This is a genomic window from Natrinema sp. LN54, from assembly GCF_052439245.1.
Taxonomy (GTDB): Archaea; Halobacteriota; Halobacteria; order Halobacteriales; family Natrialbaceae; genus Natrinema; species Natrinema versiforme_A.
Genome location: NZ_JBQVRP010000002.1, coordinates 481,336 through 500,955 on the forward strand (window position 1 = coordinate 481,336; position 19,620 = coordinate 500,955).

The window sequence follows — 19,620 nt, forward strand, 5'->3', positions numbered from 1 at the left end:
ATTCACGTTTTCACGCTCGCCGTCGTAGACCCAGTCAGTTCATGCAGACGTACGAACGCGAAACGACCGTCGACTCGCCGTTCGAATCGGTCTGGGCATTCAATTCGCGGATTTCCGGGCTCGAGGCGGTCACGCCCGACTGGCTGCACTTACGCGTCGAGCGCGTGATCGGTCCCGACGGCGAGCCGGAGCCGGACGTGCTCGAGCCTGGATCGGAGATCGCGCTATCGATGCGCCCGTTCGGCGTGGGGCCGCGCCAGCACTGGACGTCGGTGATCACGGACCGCGAGCGCGGCGAGGGGTCGGCGTACTTTCGCGACGAGATGGTTCACGGCCCGTTCGACCACTGGGAGCACACCCACACCTTCTACGCCGACCGCGATCGGACGATCGTTCGGGATCGCGTCGAGTACGAACTCCCGTTCGGCGGGCTCGGCGACGCGGTCGAACCCCTCTCGACGCTCGGCTTCGAGGCCATGTTCCGGGCGCGCCACCGGCTGGCGAAAGCCCAACTCGAGTGATCGGCGAGATCGATCGCGACGAACGCCGTTCCGTTCGGGTTCGAGAGGTGTACCACGCTCGTTTTGGCGGTCGCGGCGCTAGAGCGGCGCATGACTGAACGCGACGGACTCGAGCGACGGGGGCTGTTGGGTGCGCTCGGGGGAGGCGTAATCGCCGGCATCGCGGGGTGTCTCGGCGGCGACGACGAGGACGACGACTCGCAGGCGCAGGTGTACGAACCGACGATGGAGGGCGTCGAGGAGGGACCGGTCGAGTTCGGGGACGACGACTCCTGTGCGGTCTGTAACATGTCGGTCCAGGAATATTTCGGCGGTCGGGGGCAACTCGTTCACGAAAACGGGTTGGGAGCGACCTTTGAGTCGCCGGGCTGTCTGTTCGCCTACATCGCCTCGTCGACGCCGGACTCGCCGATCACCGGAGCCTGGACGGTCGACCGCCGGACCGGCGACCTCATCGACGCGACCGAGGCCCACTTCGTCCTCATCACCGACAAAGAGGCAGCCGACGATCCGATGGGGATCGACCCGCGTCCCTACGCCGACCGCGAGGACGCCGTCGCCTTCCTCGAGGAGTGGGACGCCGAAGACCTGAATCCCGAGGAGGACATCATCGTCGGACTGGACGAGGTCGACCTCGAGATCGCATCGATCTACCGCGGCTCGCGACTCCCCGACGAGTAGCGACCCGACGATTCGTTCCGGAACCCGTTTGGCCCTTCGAGCGAGTGCGATCACGTGTGAAAACCGACCTCGAGGTCACGCCGGCGGTCGCGCTCGCCGTCGCGGTGTTCGCGACGAGTACCAGCGCGATTCTGGTCCGCTGGAGCGCGGCCCCGAGTTCGGTCGCGGCCTTCTATCGGGTCCTCTTTACGACGATACTCGTCGCGCCGCTCGCCGTCACCCGACACCGCGCGGCCTTCGCGCGACTCTCGCGGCGCGATCTGGCGGGCGCCGCCGTCGCCGGCCTCGCGCTCGCGGTCCACTTCGCGGCGTGGTTCGAGAGCCTCGAGCACACCACGGTCGCCGCGAGCGTCACGCTCGTCCAGAGCCAGCCCATCTTCGTGGCCCTCGGTGCGAGCCTCGTCCTCGGCGAGCGGATCGGCCGCGAGACGGCGGCGGGAATCGCCGTCGCGATCGTCGGGGCCGCCGCGATGTCGCTGGGCGACGCCGGGGGCGCGGCCCTCTCCGGTGCGACGCCGTACGGCAACGCCCTCGCCGTGCTGGGCGCGGTGACCGTCGCCGGCTACGTGCTCGCCGGCCGCTCGATCCGCCAGCGCGTGCCGCTGTTTCCCTACGTGACCGTCGTCTACGGCGCCTGCGTGCTCGCGCTGTTCTGTCTCGTCGGCGTGCAGGGCCACAGCTACGTCGGCTACCCGCCCCGCGAGTGGTTGCTCTTTCTCGGGCTGGCCGTCGGCCCCGGCGTCTTCGGCCACACGGTGAGCAACTGGGTCCTCGAGCACCTCGAGTCGGTCGTCGTCAGCGTCGCGTGGCTCGGCGAGCCGGTGGGCGCGACCCTGCTCGCGCTCGTCTTGCTCGCGGAGGTCCCCGACGCGGTCACGATCGCCGGCGGTCTCGTCGTGATCGCGGGGGTCTTCGTGACGACCCTCGAGCGCGAGCGCCGTGGCGAGACGGCGGAGTGAGAAGTCGGTCTGATTGTGTGTCTCCCGAGGCCGAGAGGGTGCGAAAAAACGGCGAATCGGCGGAGCGGTGGGCTACTCGACGTCGATCTCGCCGACCGCCTCGAGCTGGGATTGGTCGAGGTAGACGCCCATGTCCTCCTCGGCGACGAACTCGACGGACTGCGTCTCGCCTTCCTCGTCGAGGAAGGCGGATCGGACGTAGGTGTTCCACTGGTTCGTGTCGCCGTCGCTGGCGATTACGAAGTTGTGGCCGGGCAGCGGTTCGAAGGTCCGGTTCTCCCGTTCGGGCTGGCGTCGCCCGATCGCGTTCTCCCACTCGATCGCGTAGGTCTCGCCCGCCTCGAACTCGAGGGTCGGGTTCGTCTCGTCGGCGATGGCCTCGGGCTCCTGGCCGACCCACTGGCCCTCCTCGAGTGCGAGCGAGTAGGTCTCAGTCGGCTCGCCCGGTTCGGTGGCCGAGAGCGTGACGGTGACTTCGGTGTCGTCGCCGTCGATCGTCACCGTGTCGGTCACCCGCTCGTGGCCGTAGGTCCAGACCTCGAGGTCGTACTCGCCGTCCTCGAGCATGTCGAAGCGGGCCATCGCCGGCGGGTCTTCCTGGCCCTGTTCGTCCCCGGTTCCGTCTCCGTCCTCGTCCTCCGAGGTCTGGTCCGCTTCCGGCGTCGTCTCTTCGGCTCCTTCCTCCGCGTCCGTCGCCTGATCCGGGTCCGTCTCTTGTGCTTCCGATTCCTCCGTTTGCTCTTCGGGTGGACTCGGCCGCGCGGACGGGTCGGAGAAGGAGTGGTGATCCCCGACGAACACCTCCGCGCCGAGGGGCTCGCCCTCTTGGTCTTCGACTTGGACCCGCAACTCGTGGACCTCGTCCGGATCGATCAGTTCGACCGGACCGCGCATCTGGACCGGGTGCGGAACGCAGTAGTAGTCCGCCATCTCCCCTTCGGGCGTGATCGTGAGCGAGGTCGACTCGCCCTGTTCTTCGACGAAATCGGTCGCCTCGATCACGTCGCCGCTCTCGTCCTCGAGGGTGAAGTTGTGACGCGAGCCGTCGCCGTTCGTCCAGACGATCTCGTTCTCTTCGCCTTCGATCAGCCGCAGCGGCGGGTTCGATGCGCCGTCGATCTCTGCGGGTGCGACGCCGACCCAGCCGCCGACGATGCCGAGCAGCGAGAGCGTCCGGCCCTCGCCGTCGTTCTGTGTGGCCGGCAGTCGGAAGTCGATCTCGTCGCGGTAGGCACCGGCGGTACCGGCCATCGCGGCCGTCCCGGCGAGCGCTGCCGTGCCTTTCAGCACGCCGCGACGGGAAACGTCGTCGCGAGATTGGTTTTCGTTTGACATTGTTGTGTGGATGCTGTCTTGTGTTCAGGCGTCCATCGAGAACACGGCGAGCGTGTCGCCGCGCGGTCCCTGACGGAGCCAGCCGCTGCCGCCGACCTGGACGGCCACGTACTGCTTCTCCTCGCCGGGATCGTACCAGCTCATCGGCGAGGCGCTGATCGGCACGTCGAACTCGTACTCCCAGAGGCGGTCGCCGCTCTCGCCGTCGTAAGCGACGAAGTTGCCGTTCTGGGTGCCGTTAAACACGAGTCCGGTCGCAGTCGACAGCGACCCGCCCCACATGTAGTGGTTGTCCTCGCTCTCGATCCACTCGCGCCAGACGCGCTCGCCCGTCGCGGGATCGATCGCGGCGAAAGCGGTGATCGACTCGTTCCACTCGTCGGGGAACTCCTCGGCCGGGTCGGAGAGATCGCCGCCCCAGTAGGGGTTGCCCTCGCTGTACTCCTCGTAGCGCCACATCAGGTCCTGTGGGAAGTTCTGATGGACGACGTACACGTATCCGGTTTCCGGGTTGTACGACGGTGGCTGCCAGTCGTTTCCCCCCGGCGCGCCGGGGACGAACGGGATCCGCTCGTCCGAGCTGAGGTGGGGAATCATCTCCCACATATTGATGTGCTGGCAGATCTCCTCGCTGCGCTCGTGGAGCCGGCCGGACTCGGCGTCCATCATGTACACCCAGCCGGTCTTGTCCGAACCGACGACCATCTTCGACGGTCCGTCGTCGACATCTACATCGCGAATCAGTACCCGCGGCGCGACCGCGTCGTAGTCCCAGACGTCGTGCGGGCTACTCTGGAACCCCCATTCCCACTCGCCGCTCTCGAGGTCCAGCGAGATGGTTCCGCAGGTGGGGAAGTTCGGTCCCGGCCGCACCGTGCCGTCGAAGTCCGGTCCGGGGTTCGCGACCGCCGTGTAGAGGACCTCGCGGTCCTCGTCGATCGTCGGCGTCATCCAGGTCGTCCCGCAGCCGTGCTCGCGGCTCGCGCCGACCCACTCGTCCTCCGGGAGCGTCTCGGTCTGCCACTGGATCTCGCCGCTCTCCGCATCGAGCGCGGCCATGAATCCGAGCACGCCGTACTCGCCGCCGGCGCTGCCCGTGTACAGCGTCCCGTCACGGATCACCGGTGCCCACGTCGCGGAGTACCCCTCTTCGTGGTCGGCCGTGCTCGTGTACCACTCCTCCTCGCCGGTGTACCGATTCAGCGCGACGACGCCCGAGTCGAGCGTCGTCATGTACACCTTGTCGCCGTAGACGGCGGCCCCGCGGTTGTTGTCGTCACAGCACAGCTCGACCCCGATCGGGACCGCGTAGGTGTAGCTCCAGAGGACCTCCCCCTCGCGGGGGTCGATCGCCTTCATGTGATTCGGCCCGTTCGTCTGGTACATGACCGGCGGGTCGCCCGGGATCACGATGGGCGTCCCCTCCATGCTCGAACCCGTCCCGACCGACAGCTCGTACTCGAGCTCGAGGTCGGAGACGTTCTCGGGCGTGATCGTGTCGGCGGGCGTGGCCCGGTGTTGTTCGTAGTTCCCGCCGTACATGAGCCACGACTCGGGGTCGTCGCCGGTCCCGCTCAGCATCTCCTGATCGACGTCGACCTCCGGAATGCGGTCGGTATCGTGCTGTTCGGTGACCGAGTCGTCTGGACCCCCGACCAGCGTGTAGCCGTCCTCGATCTCTCGCAGTTCGATCTCGCGTGCGGCCTGAACGGCCCTGTCGTTGCGTAGTGCCATGCGTGATCACCTCAGTTCGCTGGGAGCGCGCATCTCGTCCGTGACGTAGAAGACGGTGTGCAACAGCTCCTCTTGGCTGACGATCTGTACCGCCGAGCCCGCGGTGAACGCCGCCGTCAGCTGTTCGTCCGTAAAGCGTTCGTCGCCGGCGAGATCGCAGGCGGCGGTCGCCGAGACGAACAGCCCGCCCAGCATCGCCTTGACGTACCTGACCGCCGCGTCGAGGAGGTCGTCGGTGACCAGCACCTCGTTCTGCCAGAGGTGTCTGTCGAGCCCGCGGATCCACAGCAGCGCCCCGCCCATCGCGCGCTGGTGGAGCGGCGGCACGGTGTCGGTCTCGAACTCGACGCCCGCCGGGATCTGATTCGACGGCACCCACCGGGCCAGCCGCTCGTCGTTGTTCGCGACGTCGACCAGCAGCGCCGTCTTCTCCGACTCGTCGAACCCGACGTCGTCGAGCGCCGACGACAGCGGGTCAGTCAGGATCAGTTCGCGCGTCGTCGTCTCGACGTGATCCGCCGTGAACCGCGGCAGGTTCTCGTCGAGGCTCTCGAAGAAGCCGATCTCGAGCAGGTGGTCGTAGAGACGCCACCCGGGTTCCGCGACCGCCGTATACAGTCCGTGTTGCTCGTCCGGTACGCCCGCATCGCGAACGGCCGGCAAGCGACCGATTTCGTCCGCGATAGCCGCCCGCTCCCGCTCGAGCGACTCCCGATCGAGTCGCCCGGCGAGATCGGCCCGAATCGCGTCGCCTCGAGAGGCGAACGTCGAGTCGGACCGCGGTTCGATCTGTCCCGCGAGTAGCTCCCACGTTATCGCCCCGTCCCCTGGGGTCTCAACGCCGAGGGCCGTCGCCAGATCGCGTTGTTCCGCGACCGTCATGTCTGACGCAGTGGATACTTGTGCCATGATACCACGGCACAATTGCCGCCACCTCGTGATTTGATAATACTTGTCAATTAGTTCAGGGGTTCTCGAGACAGGCTAAATGAGTATGATTATTGAATAGATGTAATTCTGTGGACGCGTTATCTGTCGGCCGTTCCGCGCCCCCAGTGAGGGCGACGAGAGTGACTCGGACGGGCCCTAGAGGGTACCCGTCCACCGGTGGCGGGGAACATCGGGTTCCCGACCCGTTCTGGCTCGAGTCGCCTCCGTCGGCCGACGGTGCTCGCCGGAGCTTACGGTGGCGCTTTTTCACCGTTCGACGCGTACCACGGGGTGACCGGTGATGGTCGACATTCCAGAGGTAGTCGCTCGGCTCGAGCAGCCCGCGTACACCGGTGACAATCGGTGTTTGCCGTGTACCGCCGTGAACGTCGCCATCGCGCTCGCCCTCGCGGCCGGCCTCGCCGTCGCGGGGTCCGCGATCACCGGCGCGCTCGCGTTCGGCGTCTGTCTGGTTCTCATCCGCCTCCGGGGCTACCTCGTTCCGGGCACCCCGACGATCACCCGACGGTACCTCCCGGACCGCCTCCTCGAGCGATTCGGCAAGTCGACAGCGGACACTCCGACGATCGAGACGGTCTCCCCCGACGGACTCGCGAGCGTCCTGACCGCCGCCGGCGTTGCGACGGCCGACGAGGGAGGGATCCGACTCGCGCCCGCGTTCCGACGGCGGTGGAACGACCGCCTCTCGAGCGGCGACGCGGCCGACCCGAGCGCGGCCGACATCGGATCGATGCTCGGGGCCGACGAGAGCGAGCGAGTCAGCGAGACCGCGTTCGTCCTGGATGGTCAGAAGCGGGTCCGGTGGGAATCGACTGCGGCGCTCGCGGCCGACAGTGCCGCGGCGGCCGAACTCCGAGCTCGAATCGACGGCTGGGACGCGCTCGAGGTCGGTGAGCGGCGCGACCTCTTGACGGGGCTGCGACTGTTGCGGACCGACTGTCCGACCTGTCGCGAGCGGCTACCGATCACCGCCGAGCGTCTCGAGCACTGCTGTCGGCGGCCCCGCGTCGGTATCCGGTCGGTCTGTGAGGAGTGTGACCAACCGGTGGTCGAACGCGTCTGTTCGGAGTCGGCGGCCGATCCGTGGCTCGAGTTGGCCGGGGTGACAGTGGACGAGTCGGGAGCCGCCCGGTGACATCCATTCCGCCGTGAGCAGGATCGAGTCGACAGTTGGCTCGAGCCGTGCCGACCCACCGCCGGGACCGCACACTTTTGCGATCGGTCGACCAACAGTCGCCCATGCCCCCCGAGACTGGCCGAGACGAGCGCACGGGCGTCGTCATCGCCGGCGGCCACTCGACCCGCTTCGGCGACGACGACAAGGCCGTCGCCGACCTCGCCGGCACGCCGATGCTCCGCCGCGTCGTCGATCGGCTCGAGCCGGTCGTCGACGAGATCGTCGTCAACTGCCGGGACGAGCAGGTGCCGGCGATCCGCGAGGCGCTCGACGGCGGGCCGGCGGTGTCCGTCGCGGTCGATCCGGTCCCCGACCGCGGGCCGATGGCGGGCATCATGACCGGCCTCCGGGACGCCGCGGGGGAGTACGCCGCCGTCGTCGCCTGCGACATGCCGTTCGTCGACCCCGACCTCGTCGACCACCTCTTCGAACGGGCGGCCGGCCGCGAGGCCGCGGTGCCCCGACTCGACGACCAGTGGTTTCAGACGACACAGGCCGTCTACCGGACCGAAGCGATGGTCGACGCCTGCGAGCGCGCCCTCGAGCGCGGCGAGCGGCGAATCGTCGAACCGCTGTTGGAACTCGACTACGTCGTCGTCGACGAGGACGAGGTCCGCGAGCACGCGACCCTCGAGACCTTCGAGAACGTCAACACCCGCGAGGAGTTCGCGGCGGCGGTCGAGCGACTCGCGGGGGAGTGATCCCGTCGGACAAATCAATGCACACACCGATCGCACTCGAGACGCGATCGAGTGGTTACTGACCGTCGTCCGACAGTGCGAGAATCGGGCCCGCTCGGGGGTGCCCCGTGAGCCGAGACGGCGCGGCGGCCGTCCGCTCTCGGTCATATGTTATCTCGAATATTGGCAGAATAAACGGTGATATAGGGGAGATCGACGGATTCATCGCTTCCAGATGGTACCCTGTAGCCAAATGAGAGGACGGGGAGTCCGGACCGCTTCGACGGGTGGCGAACGACGCGGCGACCGATCGAGCGTGGTCTAACGAATGGCTTCGGTACTGCTCGTTCTGAGTATCGCGCTCGTCGCGGCGCTCTTCATGTCGTACACGGTCGGTGTCAATAGCAACTCCGCACCCGTCGCGCCCGCCGTGGGCGCGAACGCGTTGTCAGTCCTTCGAGCGGCGTTACTCGTCGGTCTCGTGGCCGGGCTCGGCGCGGTATTGCAGGGCGGGCGCATCTCCGAAACGATCGGGAAGGATCTCGTCACCGGCGTCACCATCACGCCGCTGGCGGCGGCCGCGGCGCTGGTCACCGCCGCGACGCTCATCACGGTCGGCAACTCGTACGGCTACCCGATCCCGTCGGCCTTCACCGTCACGGGAGCGATGATCGGAGCCGGAATCGCCCTCGGCGGCGGCTTTGCAGTACACGAATACGCCGTCATTCTCGGATTCTGGTTTGCGATCCCAATCGTCGAGGGGATCCTCGCGTACGGACTCGCTCGCGGGCTCCGGAGCGACGCGATTCCGGACGATGTCGGGATTCCCGCGCTCGCCGGTGCCGTCGGCTACGCACTCGCCAACATCCAGTTGACGATCATTCCGACCGAATCGGGCGCACAAGGCTCAGTCGCGCGGTTCGTCGCCGCTCGGTACCACCTCGTTTCGACCCGACTCGTCGGACCGTACACGGTCGGGATGGTGCTCGTCAGCGCCGTCGTCGGGATCGCCGCGCTCGGGACAACGCGGCTGCTCCTCCGGCGGGACGAGACCGCGGGCATCGATCAGTTCCTGATCGCCCTCGGCCTCGTCGTCGTCTTCACCAGCGGCGGCACGCAGGTCGGGCTGGCGACCGGTCCGCTGGAAACCGTCTTCGAATCGGATCTCCGACTCAGTTCGATCTACCTGCTCGCGCTCGGCGGGGGCGGCATCCTCCTCGGCGCGTGGACGCGCGGGCCGCGGCTCATCCAGGCCGTCTCGAACGAGTACGCCTCGCTCGGCCCGCGACGGTCGATCGCCGCTCTCATCCCGGCGTTTCTCATCGCCCAGCTGGCGATCGTCCTCGGCATCCCCATCTCGTTCAACAAGGTGATGATCGCGAGTATCGTCGGCAGCGGCCTCGCAGCGAACTCGTCCGGCGGCGGCGTCTCGGGTCGAAAAGTCGGCTACACGGTCGGATCGTGGGTCGGCTCGATGGTCGGCGCGGGGATCCTCAGCTTCGGACTCTATTACGGCTTACACGCCGTTCCGGGACTCGCGTGATTCACGAAACGTCCGAGACGGCCTGATCGATGATCTCTTCTTCGGCGGCCTGCGTCTTCATCGCCTCCCAGCTCTCGAAGTCCGTCGTCTCCGCGACGTAGGCGTCGAGTCGCCGTCTGTTCACCCGTTGGATGGTCCGCGGCCTCTCGAGCGACCACGGACTCGCCTCGCAGAACGCGGGAAACGAGCGAAACTGCGTGTGCTCGCACATGAACGGGTCCGAGAAGAATTCGTCGGACGTCACCCGCATTCCCGCCTGCAGTTCACTGATTCGGCTGATCGCCGTTCGGAGTCGCCCCTCGAGGTCCTCCAAGCCGCCTCGCTGAAGGTCCATACTAGCTCACCACGGGTCGGGCGTTGTAAGGGTTGGGCCGAAGCGTTCCTCCGGGTCCCTGACGGACCGCCGTCGAACGCTCGCTCTCAGTGCCCGACGATCTCCCGCGCCCGCGCCGGCATCGCGACCTCGCGGCCCAGTTCCTCGGCGACGCGGACGAGTCGTCGCGGTCGGGATCGGCCGATCCGCCCCCGTCTTCCAGATCGGGACCGCCCATACCGTCCGTTACGTCGCGGGGTGGTAACGGTCGCTGCAACACGGGAGGTTCGGGGCGGTAACGCCAACGCGAGCAAACGACTCGAGCGCCGGGTTCCGACGACCGGTACTGACGCTCGAGCGAGCCCGGCAGCCCACAACCCCTTTGACCGATCTGTCCGTACGGAGTGTATGAAATTCGCTGTCTTCGGTGCCGGCGGCGTCGGCGGCTACCTCGGAGCCCGCCTCGCCGACGCGGGACACGAGGTCCACCTCGTCGCGAGGGGCGACCATCTCGCCGCCCTCGAGTCCGACGGACTGCGCCTCGAGAGCGTCCGCGGCGACGCGGCGATCGACCTCCCGGCGACCGACGACCCGGCCGATATCGGGCCGTGCGACTGTGTCCTCTTCTGCGTGAAAGCCCACGACACGCGAGACGCAGCACCGGACCTCGAGCCGCTACTCGGCGACGACACGGCCGTCGTCTCGTTCCAAAACGGCGTCGACAACGAGGGGTGGCTGGCCGAGGAAATCGGCGCGGACCACGTCGTCGGCGGCGTGGCCTACATCTTCTCGACTATCGGCGAGCCCGGGGTCGTCGAACACACCGGCGGCCCGGCGCGGTTCGTCTACGGCGAACTCGACGGCGAGCGGACCGCCCGAATCGAGGGACTCGACGCGGCCCTCTCCGAGAGCGAGGGCGTCGACGCGGTGCTCGCCGCGGACATTCGCGTCGAACTCTGGCGCAAGTTCGCGTTCATCTGCGCGCAGGCGGGGATGACCGCGACGACCCGGCTCCCCGTCGGCGAGATCCGCGAGACCGACGCCTCGTGGGCGATGTACCGCCGGCTCATCGAGGAGGTCTGTGCCGTCGGCAGGGCCGAGGGCGTCGACCTCCCCGAGGACACCGTCGACGAGTGGCTCGAATTCGCGCGCGACCTCGAGCCGGAGATGTACTCGTCGCTGCACTACGATTTGACCCACGACAAGCGGCTGGAACTCGAGGCGCTGCACGGCTCCGTCGTTCGCCACGCGGACGCGGTCGACATCGACGCGCCGATGAACGAGGCGGTCCACGCGATCCTGCGGCCGTGGGCCGACCGGGCCGAGCGGCAGCTCAGTATCGATTTCAGCGTCTGATAACCGCCTCGATCGGAGCACCGCCGCGTCCCTTTAACAGCACGTCGGTCGTACGGACAGCCATGACTCCGTCCAGTTCGAGCGACCGCGATCCGGCCTTTCGGTTCGAGTACGAGCCGTCGACCATCAGGTTCGGTGCCGGCTGCGTCGACGACCTCGCGGCCGAACTCGAGGCACAGGGCCTCGAACGCGCGCTGGTCGTCTGCGGCTCGACGGTGGGTGAGACGCCAACGGTGATCGAACCAGTGAAATCGGGGCTCGGAGATCGGCTCGCCGGCGTCTTCGACGAGACGACGCCGGAGAAGCGCCTCGAGACGGCCCTCGAGGGCCGCGACCGGCTCGAGGACGTCGACGCCGACGCGCTCGTGAGCCTCGGCGGCGGCAGCAGCCTCGACGTCGCGACGGTCATCAGCGTCCTCGCGGCGACCGATCGGGGCCCGGCGGCCGCCGGCCGGGAGTTCGCCGAATCGGGCACGCTTTCGGTCCCTGACGAGGGATTGGTGCCGATCGTCGCGGTGCCGACCACGCTCGCGGGCGCGGACCTCTCGATGGTAGCCGGCGTCACCGCCTCGCCCGATTCGGGGGTGGTCGACGAGGAGATCGGCGGGGACATCTCCGGTCCCGGACTGATGCCCGCGGCCGCGGTCTACGATCCCGAACTGGTCGCGACCACGCCGGAGTCGGTGCTCGCGGGGTCGGCCATGAACGGCTTCGACAAGGGAATCGAGACCCTCTACGCGAGCAACGCGACGCCGGTGACCGACGCGACGGCCAGACACGGCCTCGAGAAACTCGCGGACGGACTCGGCGCGTTCGGCGACGGAAACCGCGATACCGGCACGTTCGAGACGATACTCGAGGGGATCGTGCTCGTCCAGTACGGCATCTCGCGGCCCGGCGAGACGACGGCCTCGATCATTCACGCCTTCGGCCACGGGCTCGCGCGAACGGACGCCGTCCAGCAGGGAGTGGCTCACGCCGTCGTCGCGCCCCACGTCCTCGAGTACCTGTTCGATCGGGACGGCGTGGACGCGCGGGCGGGGATGCTCGCGACCGCGCTCGGCGTTGACAGTGCCGCAGACCACGGCGCTGCGGTCGTCGAGGCGGTCGCGGCGATCCGGGACGGGCTCGACCTCCCGTCTCAACTCCGCGAGGTCGACGGCCCGGAGCCCGCGGCGTTCACCGCGGTCGCGGAGTCGATCCTGAACGACCCGTTCATGGCGAACGCACCGCCGGGACTGGACCCCTCAGTCGACGAAATCGAAGCGGTGCTCGAGGCGGCGTGGTAAGACGATCGTCTCAGCGATCGACGCCGGGGTCCGTCCCATCGACCGCCGGCGGCGGTTCAGCCCCGCGGGGCGGCGGCTCGAGGCCGGGGTGGACCGGCGAGCACAGCCTGACGGCGTAACACAGCAGGACTGTACCGCACGCCGAAAGCAGGAACACCAGCGTCGGATCGGCGATGTGAACGAGCCTGAGGAGGCTCAGACCGGCGCCGCCGAGGAGGAGCGAGAGGAGTTGCCCCGCGTCGGCCCAGTCAGGGGTGTAGTCGGGAACGCGGTCGGCGATGCGGTCCCGATAGGTAGTCACGTAGAATAGCCCGCAACACGCCCCGACAAGCACTACTGGCCAGTACTCGAGGGGCTGCGGGAGTCCGATATCCCAGCGGAGATACGCGATATATAACGGGAGTCCGACGAGCAGCGCGACGAACTCGCCGCGTCGTCCGTCCGGAATCTGCCAGCCTCCGTCGTCGTCTCGGAACCAGTCACGCATTGCGAGCCCTTAGCGGTCCGTTCGACGTGTCGGATGGTGAAGGTTTCCATCGACTGCCGAACGCGAAGGCGAGTGCGGCGACGCGGTCGCTACGAATCGTCGACGTACGACGGCCGCTCGGCGTACTCGATCGGGTCGCGGACGCCGATGTTCTGGAACGCCTGCAGCCGGAACGCGCAGGCGTCGCAGGTGCCACACGCGGGTTCGTTCTCGCGGTAGCAGCTCCACGTGTGTTCGTAGGGGACCGCGAGGTCGACGCCGCGCTCGGCGATGTCTGTCTTCGAGTGCTCGACGAACGGCGCTTCGATCGAGATTTCGGTGTCGGGTTTCGTGCCGACGTCGACCACGTTCTCGAAGGCCTCGAAGAACTCGGGGCGGCAGTCGGGATAGCCAGAGAAGTCCTCGCTGTGTGCCCCGATGAAGACCGCCTCGCAGTCGTTCGCCTCGGCGTAGGAGACCGCCATCGCGAGCAGGTTCGCGTTCCGGAAGGGGACGTACGAGGTCGGAATCTCGTCGCTCTCCATGTCGGCGTCCGCGACGGCCATCTCGTCGTCGGTGAGACTCGAGGCCCCGATCGCCGAGAGGTGGTCGGTCTCGAGTCGCAGGAAATCGGCCGCGTCGAGTTCGTCGGCGAGCCGGCGGGCGCACTCGAGTTCGCGGTCCTCGGTTCGCTGGCCGTAGGAGGTATGCAGGGCGTAGATCTCGTAGCCCCGCTCGCGGGCCTCGTAGGCGGCGGTGGCGCTGTCCATGCCCCCCGAGAGGAGGACGACGGCGCGTTTGCGTTCGGAAGTCGATTCGTCGGTCGCGGTGTCGGTCGTGTCGGTGGTGTCAGTCATGAGTCGCGTGCAGTCTCAGGTTTCGGGCGCGTCGTTCCAGAGGTCGACGTGCAGTCGCGGCGTGTACCGGAAGCCGTGGTCCATCGCGAGGTCGGCGACGCGGGTGCGGGTCTCCGCGAGCCGGTCGCGGGTCGCGCCCTCGGGCATCAAGAGCACGTCGTCGTCGCGGATCGGGACGGCGGCGGCCTCGCGGAGGTCCGCGAGCAGATCGAAAATCTCCGGCATGTCCTCGGCGTCGGTCACGACGAACTTGAGTTGGAACTCGTAGTCCTCGACGAGACCGGCCAGCGCGTCCATGTCGATCCGGTCGCGCTCGTGGCGCTCGGCCCACTGCTCCGCGTCGGCCTCGTCCGCGCCGTCCGGCGCGCGCTCGGGCGTCGGCGTACTGCTCTCGAGTTTCGGGCTGATCGAGGCGAGATCGATCGGCGCGTCGCGGTGGACCGTGCCGTTGGTCTCGACGGTCGTGTGATAGCCCCGGTCGTCGAGGGCCTCGAGCAGGGCGACGCTCTCCTCGTGAATCAGGGGTTCGCCGCCGGTCAGAACCACGTGATCGGCGTCGTAGGACTCGATCTCGGCGAGGATCTCCTCGAGTCCCAGCCACGCGTGGGTCGGTTCCCACGACGTGTGATAGGAATCACAGAACCAACACCGGAGGTTACAGCCGCTCGTGCGGACGAACACCGATGGGACCCCGGCGAGCGTTCCCTCCCCCTGCAGGGAGGCGAACAGTTCGTTGATCGGCAGCCCCTCGGGCCGGTCGCCGCTGCCTCCCGAATCGGTCTCGGCTCCGGCCTCGCGATCGACGGAATCGGAAACCGGCATCTCAGCGCTCGCTCCCTCCACAGAGTTCGCTCGTCTCGCTGACCCGGACCGCCACGTCGGTCACCGTCTCGGGCAGCGCCGCCGCGAGTTTCCGCTCGAGGAGCACGCTCATCACCTCGGCCGTCGGCGGCTGCTCGAGGACGACGACCCCGTCGGCGTCCCCGGCCGCCTCGAAGGCCTCGACGAGGGGGTCGCCGGCCTCGAGCAGGAACATGTGGTCCCACTCTGAGATCACGTCGGTAATATCTCCTTTGTCGGCGATCCACCCCTCCTCCGTCAGGCGGCCCGTGACGGTGACGGCGATCTCGTAGTTGTGCCCGTGCGGTCGCGAACACTTGCCGTCGTGGTGTTGGAGCCGGTGGCCGGCACTGATCCTGATCGGGCGATCGTTCCCGACGCGGAGGACGCGAGGGGTTCCGACGACCCCGTCGTCCGCCGTGTCGGTGGGCACGTCGTCGCGCTCCGCGGCTGGTTCGGTCATACCTCTATATTCTCGAGAGAATACTTAAAGATGGCCGAGTGCGATCGAACGCAGGTCGGCCGCCCACGAGCGGGCCAGAGATTCACCGACGGGACTCGGCGCTCTATGGCGTACTAGACGTTCTCTCGAGAGATACTGCAGCAACAGAAATCCGCGGTGACGGCACCACTACTCGCTCGAGCGGCGTGTGACGTTCCGACGGGACACCCGGTCGATCTCAGTCCGTGAGCTGGTCTTGCAGTCTGTTCTTGGCTTCCGTGCGACGCTTCCGCGAGAACGCGGGCGTCTCGTCGGAGAAATCGATTTCGATCTCGTCGAGTGTGCGTCGGTAAATGTTCGTCCGTCGCCCTTCGTCGGAGAGCTGTCGCCCCTCACAGGTCAGCAGTCCGGCGTTGACGAGTTCTTCGATCCGGCGATAACAGGTTGCGATGGGGATCTCGATATCTTCGCTCAGCGCCTGTGCAGATTTCGGCGTTCCGGCTGCACAGAGGATTTCCGCGCTGTATTTGTTACCCAGCGCGGCGAGGATCGCGGCCGAATCCGCGTCGGTATGTTGTGTTCGACTCCGAGACATACTCTCTTCGTTACTAATTACCTAAATTGAATCTTGTGGTTATCGCGGCTACTACTTTATGTGATATCCGTCAGTGATCACTCGCCAGGAGGACAGACCACTGACAATAGTGACGATCGACTCGAGGGCGAGACCCATTTGAGGACCGGGGTCGAACGACCGGTATGAACGTCGCGGTCGTGACCGTCGGGGATGAACTGCTCGCCGGACGAACGACGAATACGAACGCCACGTGGCTCTGTGAGCGACTCGCCGATCGCGGCGTCACCGTCGAGCGCGTGACCACGGTCCCGGATCGAGTCGCCGATATCGCCCGCGTCGTCAACGAGTACCGCGCCGAGTACGACGCCGTGATCGTCACCGGCGGCCTCGGGCCGACGCACGACGACATCACCATGGACGGCGTCGCGGCCGCGCTCGGCCGCTCGGTCGAGGAACACGAGGACGCCCTCGCGTGGCTCGAGGCGGACGGCTACACTCGCGACGACCTCGCGTCCGGGACGGCGGAGCTACCGGCTGGCGCGCGGGCGCTCCACAACGAGCCGGGCGTTGCCCCCGGTGCGGTGCTCGAGGGCATCTACGTACTGCCCGGCGTGCCCTCGGAGATGAAGGCGATGTTCGAGTCGATCGCCGAGGAGTTCACCGGGACGCCGACCTACCGGGAGGCGGTCGTCGCCGACGAACCGGAGAGCGCGCTGCTCGATCGGATCGCCGAACTCCGCGAGCGGTTCGACGTCTCCGTCGGGAGCTATCCGGGCGAATCGGTCCGGATCGAACTGAACGGGACCGACGAGGCGACCGTCGCGGAGGCGGCCGCGTGGCTCCGCGAGCGGGTCGACTCTCCGTAAGCTCCGCGAGTCCTCAGCGGTAAAAGTAGGCAAGCCACGCGATCGTGACCAGCAGGCCCAGCGCGAGTGCCCCCCAGCCGACGACGGCCATCGGTAGCTCCGGTTCGGCTCCCGTTTCCGTCGCGAGAACGGCGGCGTCGATCAGTGCAGACATGATCGGCGATCCGTCCGCATCCCTCTTAACCTTTCAGAAACCGAGTTGGTCCCGCAAACCGGACTCGAGTTGCGCACGCGGCGGCATCTCAGAGCGGCACACCGGCCTCGACGAGCCCTGCGATACGGCTTTCCGGCTGGGGTCCCCACCCTCCACTATGGAGTCCATCGGCGTCGTCGTCAACCCGATCGCGGGGATGGGCGGTCGGGTCGGGCTGAAGGGGACCGACGGGAACGTGGCGGAGGCGCGCCGCCGCGGTGCGGAGCCGCGAGCGCCGGACCGAGCGCGGGAGGCGCTGCGATCGCTGCACCGCCGTGCGCCCGATATCACCGTCTACACGGCCGCCGGCGCGATGGGCGAACGCGCGGCGCGAGACGCGGGCTACGACCCCGAAGTCGTCTACGATCCGGCTGACGCCAACGCCAGCGACACCGAAACCGCGGCGACGACGGCGGCCGATACCCGAGCGGCCGTCCGCGCGCTGCTCGAGCGCGGAGTCGACCTCGTGTTCTTCGTCGGCGGCGACGGGACCGCGGTCGATGTCGCGGAGGTGCTCGAGGCGGCCGAGGGCGAGACGCCGATGCTCGGCGTGCCGGCCGGCGTCAAGATCTACTCGTCGGTCTTCGGCGTGACGCCGGCCGACGCCGGCCGGATCGCCGCCGAGTTCGACCGGGTCGAGGCCCGCGAGGTCAACGATATCGACGAGGACGCCTACCGCGAGGGGGAGGTCCGGACGGAACTCAAGGCCGTCGTCCCGGTCCCCGTCGCTCCGGCGGTCCAGTCGAGCAAGCAGGTCTCGAGCGGCAGCGTCGACTCGCTGGCCGCGGGATTCGCCCGCGAGGTCGAGCCGGGGCGGACCTACGTCTTCGGGCCCGGGAGCACCGTCGGTGCGATCGAGGAAGAACTGGGTATCGATCCCTCGCCGCTGGGCGTCGACGTCTGGCGTGCGGCCGACCGCGGTGAGTCGGAGGGGAACGCGGCGGACTCGACTGCGGAGCGCGGGGAACTACTCGCCCGCGACGCCGCGGAGTCGGACATTCTCGAGGTGCTCGCGGATCCGGTTACGATCGTCGTCTCGCCGATCGGCGGGCAAGGGTTCGTTTTCGGCCGCGGGAACCACCAGATTTCGCCCGCGGTGATCCGGCGGGCCGACGAGGTTTCGGTCGTCGCCGCCGACGAGAAACTCGACGACATCGATTCGCTGCGCGTCGACACCGACGACGAGGCGGTCGACGAGGAACTCAGAGGCTGGCTGCAGGTCCGAACGGGACGGTTTACGACTCGTCTCGTGAACGTCGTCTAGGGGAGTCTGCAGACGTGTCTAAGGGCCACCCCGGCAGCACATCGGCATATAAGGTGCTAGCCGAAACGGTCACGGAAATCAACCATATAACGATCCGATCCTATATAATGACCATATAGTCAAGATTAAGGTCGGGTCCCTCGTAAGGTGTCGTATGGAAACGCGGAAAGTGCAACGGCTCGGCCCGTCGACGCTGGCGATGACGCTCCCCGCGGAGTGGGCGTCCGAACACGACGTGGAGAAAGGCGACGAGGTCTCCCTGCGGACCAGCGGGAAGGGGACCCTGACCGTGATGCCTGAGTCCGCGAGTTCGGAGGAAACGGAAGCGATCATCCACACCGACGACCTCGACGCCAACGCCGTCGAGCGCGCGATCGTCGCCCAGTACGTCCTCGGCCGGCGGATCATCCGCATCGAACGCGAGGACGGCGCCCTCGAGTCAGACCACATCAACGCGGTCTATCAGGCCGAAACCCAGCTGATGGGGCTGGGCGTCATCGAGGAGACCCCCGAGAGCATCTCGATTCGCTGTTCGGTCGACCCCGAGGACTTCACGCTCGACAACCTCCTCGAGCGCCTCGAGCGGACCGGCCAGACGATGCGCGGCGAGGGGATCAAGGCCCTGGCCCACGGCAACCCCGACCTGGCCCAGCGCGCGCTCAACCGGGAGCGCCAGGCGAACAAGATCTTCGTCCTCCTGCTTCGCCTGATCTTTACGGCCTACCAGAACCCCAACCTCGCGCGAGCGGTCGGCCTGAACACCGGCTTTCCGCTGATCGGCTACCGCTCGATCGCGAAGAACCTCGAGCTGACCGCTGACAACGGCGAGGACATCGCCGAAATCGTCATCGAGACCCAGGGGCACACGCTGAACGTTGACAGTTCGGTGATGCGCCAGATCCGAGAGCTGAACGACCTCGTCGACGAGATCACCTCCCGAGCCGTCGAGGCGGCCGTCGAGCGCGATTACGACAAATCCAACGAGGTCCGCGAACTGTTCCACGAGATCGACGACCTCGAACAGGAAATCCTCTCGGGGCTGCCCGAGATGGACAACGAGGACCTGCTGCGGATCCGCGAAGTGCTCGTCAGTCTGCAGCAGACCGCCCAGTACGCGATGCGAAACGCCGAAATAGCGGCGAACCTCGCGCTGAACGAGGAATCCGAGCACACGACGATCAACTGATCGGCCCGCTCGCTGCAGTGCGGGCACGTTTATCTCTCTCGTCTCCCTCGGCTCCCGTTGCCGGGCCCGAACGTTCGTTGGAATGAGTGAAGTTAAGAGACCCCACACACAACGCCCGGACATGGCTACGGAATCCGAGACAACGGACAAGGGCGTCGGACTGGCGCTCGCATTGGGGGCGCTCGCGGTGATCGGCGCACTGTTAATGCTCACTGGCGCACCGGACGTGACCGCGGCGTGGGGCTTCGCCGCGGCCGTTCTCTTTAGTTCGCTGGCGGTCGTCGGCATCCACCTCTACTGGCACTGACGACGATCGAATCGCGGGTCGACCCCGATACTCGACGGCGATCCGCTCGCGATCGGGCCGTATCGGCCGTTAAAAGTTAAGAC

General features: G+C 67.4%; 22 protein-coding genes. 12 read left to right on the forward strand and 10 right to left on the reverse strand.

What is annotated here, in order from left to right; all coding sequences use genetic code 11:
• The first annotated feature begins 41 nt into the window (after window positions 1–41).
• The 3 genes from ACT4ML_RS07615 to ACT4ML_RS07625 all read left to right on the forward strand — a co-directional run bounded on the left by ACT4ML_RS07615 (window position 42) and on the right by ACT4ML_RS07625 (window position 2,161).
• A complete protein-coding gene (locus ACT4ML_RS07615) occupies window positions 42–521 on the forward strand; it encodes an SRPBCC family protein (protein ID WP_444720318.1) in 480 nt (159 codons plus the stop codon).
• Between the two features lie 90 nt (window positions 522–611).
• The gene (locus tag ACT4ML_RS07620) at window positions 612–1,202 is read left to right on the forward strand and encodes a nitrous oxide reductase accessory protein NosL (protein ID WP_444720319.1); all 591 of its coding nucleotides are present in this window, start codon (window positions 612–614) and stop codon (window positions 1,200–1,202) included.
• A gap of 56 nt (window positions 1,203–1,258) precedes the next feature.
• Window positions 1,259–2,161, forward strand: coding sequence for a DMT family transporter (locus ACT4ML_RS07625; protein WP_444720320.1), 903 nt, complete (start codon window positions 1,259–1,261; stop codon window positions 2,159–2,161).
• A 72-nt stretch (window positions 2,162–2,233) separates the two neighbouring features.
• Here ACT4ML_RS07625 and ACT4ML_RS07630 read toward each other — a convergent pair whose 3' ends face one another.
• Genes ACT4ML_RS07630 through ACT4ML_RS07640 form a run of 3 tightly spaced genes read right to left on the reverse strand, consistent with a single transcriptional unit; the run spans window position 2,234 to window position 6,139 of the window.
• Window positions 2,234–3,496, reverse strand: coding sequence for a plastocyanin/azurin family copper-binding protein (locus ACT4ML_RS07630; protein WP_444720321.1), 1,263 nt, complete (start codon window positions 3,494–3,496; stop codon window positions 2,234–2,236).
• A gap of 24 nt (window positions 3,497–3,520) precedes the next feature.
• The gene (locus ACT4ML_RS07635; RefSeq protein WP_444720322.1) at window positions 3,521–5,230 is read right to left on the reverse strand and encodes a pyrroloquinoline quinone-dependent dehydrogenase; all 1,710 of its coding nucleotides are present in this window, start codon (window positions 5,228–5,230) and stop codon (window positions 3,521–3,523) included.
• Between the two features lie 6 nt (window positions 5,231–5,236).
• A complete protein-coding gene (locus ACT4ML_RS07640; protein ID WP_444720323.1) occupies window positions 5,237–6,139 on the reverse strand; it encodes a hypothetical protein in 903 nt (300 codons plus the stop codon).
• Between the two features lie 322 nt (window positions 6,140–6,461).
• Here ACT4ML_RS07640 and ACT4ML_RS07645 point away from each other — a divergent pair, with 322 nt between their 5' ends.
• The 3 genes from ACT4ML_RS07645 (at window position 6,462) to ACT4ML_RS07655 (ending at window position 9,581) form a co-directional block, all read left to right on the forward strand.
• Complete coding sequence (locus tag ACT4ML_RS07645) at window positions 6,462–7,316, forward strand: hypothetical protein (protein WP_444720324.1); 855 nt, start codon at window positions 6,462–6,464, stop codon at window positions 7,314–7,316.
• Window positions 7,317–7,420: 104 nt separating this feature from the next.
• Window positions 7,421–8,059, forward strand: coding sequence for a molybdenum cofactor guanylyltransferase (locus ACT4ML_RS07650; RefSeq protein WP_444720325.1), 639 nt, complete (start codon window positions 7,421–7,423; stop codon window positions 8,057–8,059).
• 307 nt (window positions 8,060–8,366) lie between these two features.
• On the forward strand, window positions 8,367–9,581 hold the full coding sequence (locus ACT4ML_RS07655) for an anion permease (RefSeq protein WP_444720326.1): 1,215 nt from the start codon (window positions 8,367–8,369) through the stop codon (window positions 9,579–9,581).
• Window position 9,582: 1 nt separating this feature from the next.
• On the opposite strand, the gene ACT4ML_RS07660 is transcribed toward ACT4ML_RS07655, so the two are convergent.
• Window positions 9,583–9,915, reverse strand: a complete 333-nt coding sequence (locus ACT4ML_RS07660) for a hypothetical protein (protein ID WP_138245790.1) — start codon at window positions 9,913–9,915, stop codon at window positions 9,583–9,585.
• Window positions 9,916–10,302: 387 nt separating this feature from the next.
• Here ACT4ML_RS07660 and ACT4ML_RS07665 point away from each other — a divergent pair, with 387 nt between their 5' ends.
• Window positions 10,303–11,250: a 2-dehydropantoate 2-reductase gene (locus tag ACT4ML_RS07665; protein WP_444720327.1), complete on the forward strand. Its 948-nt coding sequence runs from the start codon at window positions 10,303–10,305 to the stop codon at window positions 11,248–11,250.
• A gap of 62 nt (window positions 11,251–11,312) precedes the next feature.
• Window positions 11,313–12,539 (forward strand): iron-containing alcohol dehydrogenase family protein, encoded by a 1,227-nt coding sequence (locus ACT4ML_RS07670; protein ID WP_444720328.1) that lies wholly within the window; start codon window positions 11,313–11,315, stop codon window positions 12,537–12,539.
• A gap of 10 nt (window positions 12,540–12,549) precedes the next feature.
• On the opposite strand, the gene ACT4ML_RS07675 is transcribed toward ACT4ML_RS07670, so the two are convergent.
• From ACT4ML_RS07675 to ACT4ML_RS07695, 5 genes are all read right to left on the reverse strand, one after another.
• Window positions 12,550–13,026 carry a hypothetical protein gene (locus ACT4ML_RS07675; RefSeq protein WP_444720329.1) on the reverse strand — a complete coding sequence of 159 codons (477 nt, stop codon included), beginning with the start codon at window positions 13,024–13,026 and terminating at the stop codon, window positions 12,550–12,552.
• Between the two features lie 89 nt (window positions 13,027–13,115).
• Window positions 13,116–13,862, reverse strand: a complete 747-nt coding sequence (gene queC, locus ACT4ML_RS07680; RefSeq protein ID WP_444720330.1) for a 7-cyano-7-deazaguanine synthase QueC — start codon at window positions 13,860–13,862, stop codon at window positions 13,116–13,118.
• A 15-nt stretch (window positions 13,863–13,877) separates the two neighbouring features.
• Window positions 13,878–14,684, reverse strand: coding sequence for a 7-carboxy-7-deazaguanine synthase QueE (locus ACT4ML_RS07685; RefSeq protein ID WP_444720331.1), 807 nt, complete (start codon window positions 14,682–14,684; stop codon window positions 13,878–13,880).
• A gap of 1 nt (window position 14,685) precedes the next feature.
• Window positions 14,686–15,165, reverse strand: coding sequence for a 6-pyruvoyl trahydropterin synthase family protein (locus tag ACT4ML_RS07690; protein ID WP_444720332.1), 480 nt, complete (start codon window positions 15,163–15,165; stop codon window positions 14,686–14,688).
• Window positions 15,166–15,382: 217 nt separating this feature from the next.
• Window positions 15,383–15,739 carry a winged helix-turn-helix domain-containing protein gene (locus ACT4ML_RS07695; protein ID WP_138245783.1) on the reverse strand — a complete coding sequence of 119 codons (357 nt, stop codon included), beginning with the start codon at window positions 15,737–15,739 and terminating at the stop codon, window positions 15,383–15,385.
• Between the two features lie 164 nt (window positions 15,740–15,903).
• Between ACT4ML_RS07695 and ACT4ML_RS07700 the strand changes: the two genes are divergently transcribed.
• Complete coding sequence (locus ACT4ML_RS07700; RefSeq protein ID WP_444720333.1) at window positions 15,904–16,587, forward strand: competence/damage-inducible protein A; 684 nt, start codon at window positions 15,904–15,906, stop codon at window positions 16,585–16,587.
• Between the two features lie 13 nt (window positions 16,588–16,600).
• Here the strand turns inward: ACT4ML_RS07700 and ACT4ML_RS07705 are convergent, their stop codons facing one another.
• A complete protein-coding gene (locus ACT4ML_RS07705; RefSeq protein ID WP_175416421.1) occupies window positions 16,601–16,741 on the reverse strand; it encodes a hypothetical protein in 141 nt (46 codons plus the stop codon).
• Window positions 16,742–16,898: 157 nt separating this feature from the next.
• Between ACT4ML_RS07705 and ACT4ML_RS07710 the strand changes: the two genes are divergently transcribed.
• The 3 genes from ACT4ML_RS07710 (at window position 16,899) to ACT4ML_RS07720 (ending at window position 19,537) form a co-directional block, all read left to right on the forward strand.
• Complete coding sequence (locus ACT4ML_RS07710; protein ID WP_444720334.1) at window positions 16,899–18,044, forward strand: ATP-NAD kinase family protein; 1,146 nt, start codon at window positions 16,899–16,901, stop codon at window positions 18,042–18,044.
• A gap of 154 nt (window positions 18,045–18,198) precedes the next feature.
• Complete coding sequence (locus tag ACT4ML_RS07715) at window positions 18,199–19,230, forward strand: PhoU domain-containing protein (protein ID WP_444720335.1); 1,032 nt, start codon at window positions 18,199–18,201, stop codon at window positions 19,228–19,230.
• A gap of 121 nt (window positions 19,231–19,351) precedes the next feature.
• Window positions 19,352–19,537: a DUF7525 family protein gene (locus ACT4ML_RS07720; RefSeq protein WP_138245779.1), complete on the forward strand. Its 186-nt coding sequence runs from the start codon at window positions 19,352–19,354 to the stop codon at window positions 19,535–19,537.
• Window positions 19,538–19,620 lie beyond the last annotated feature (83 nt).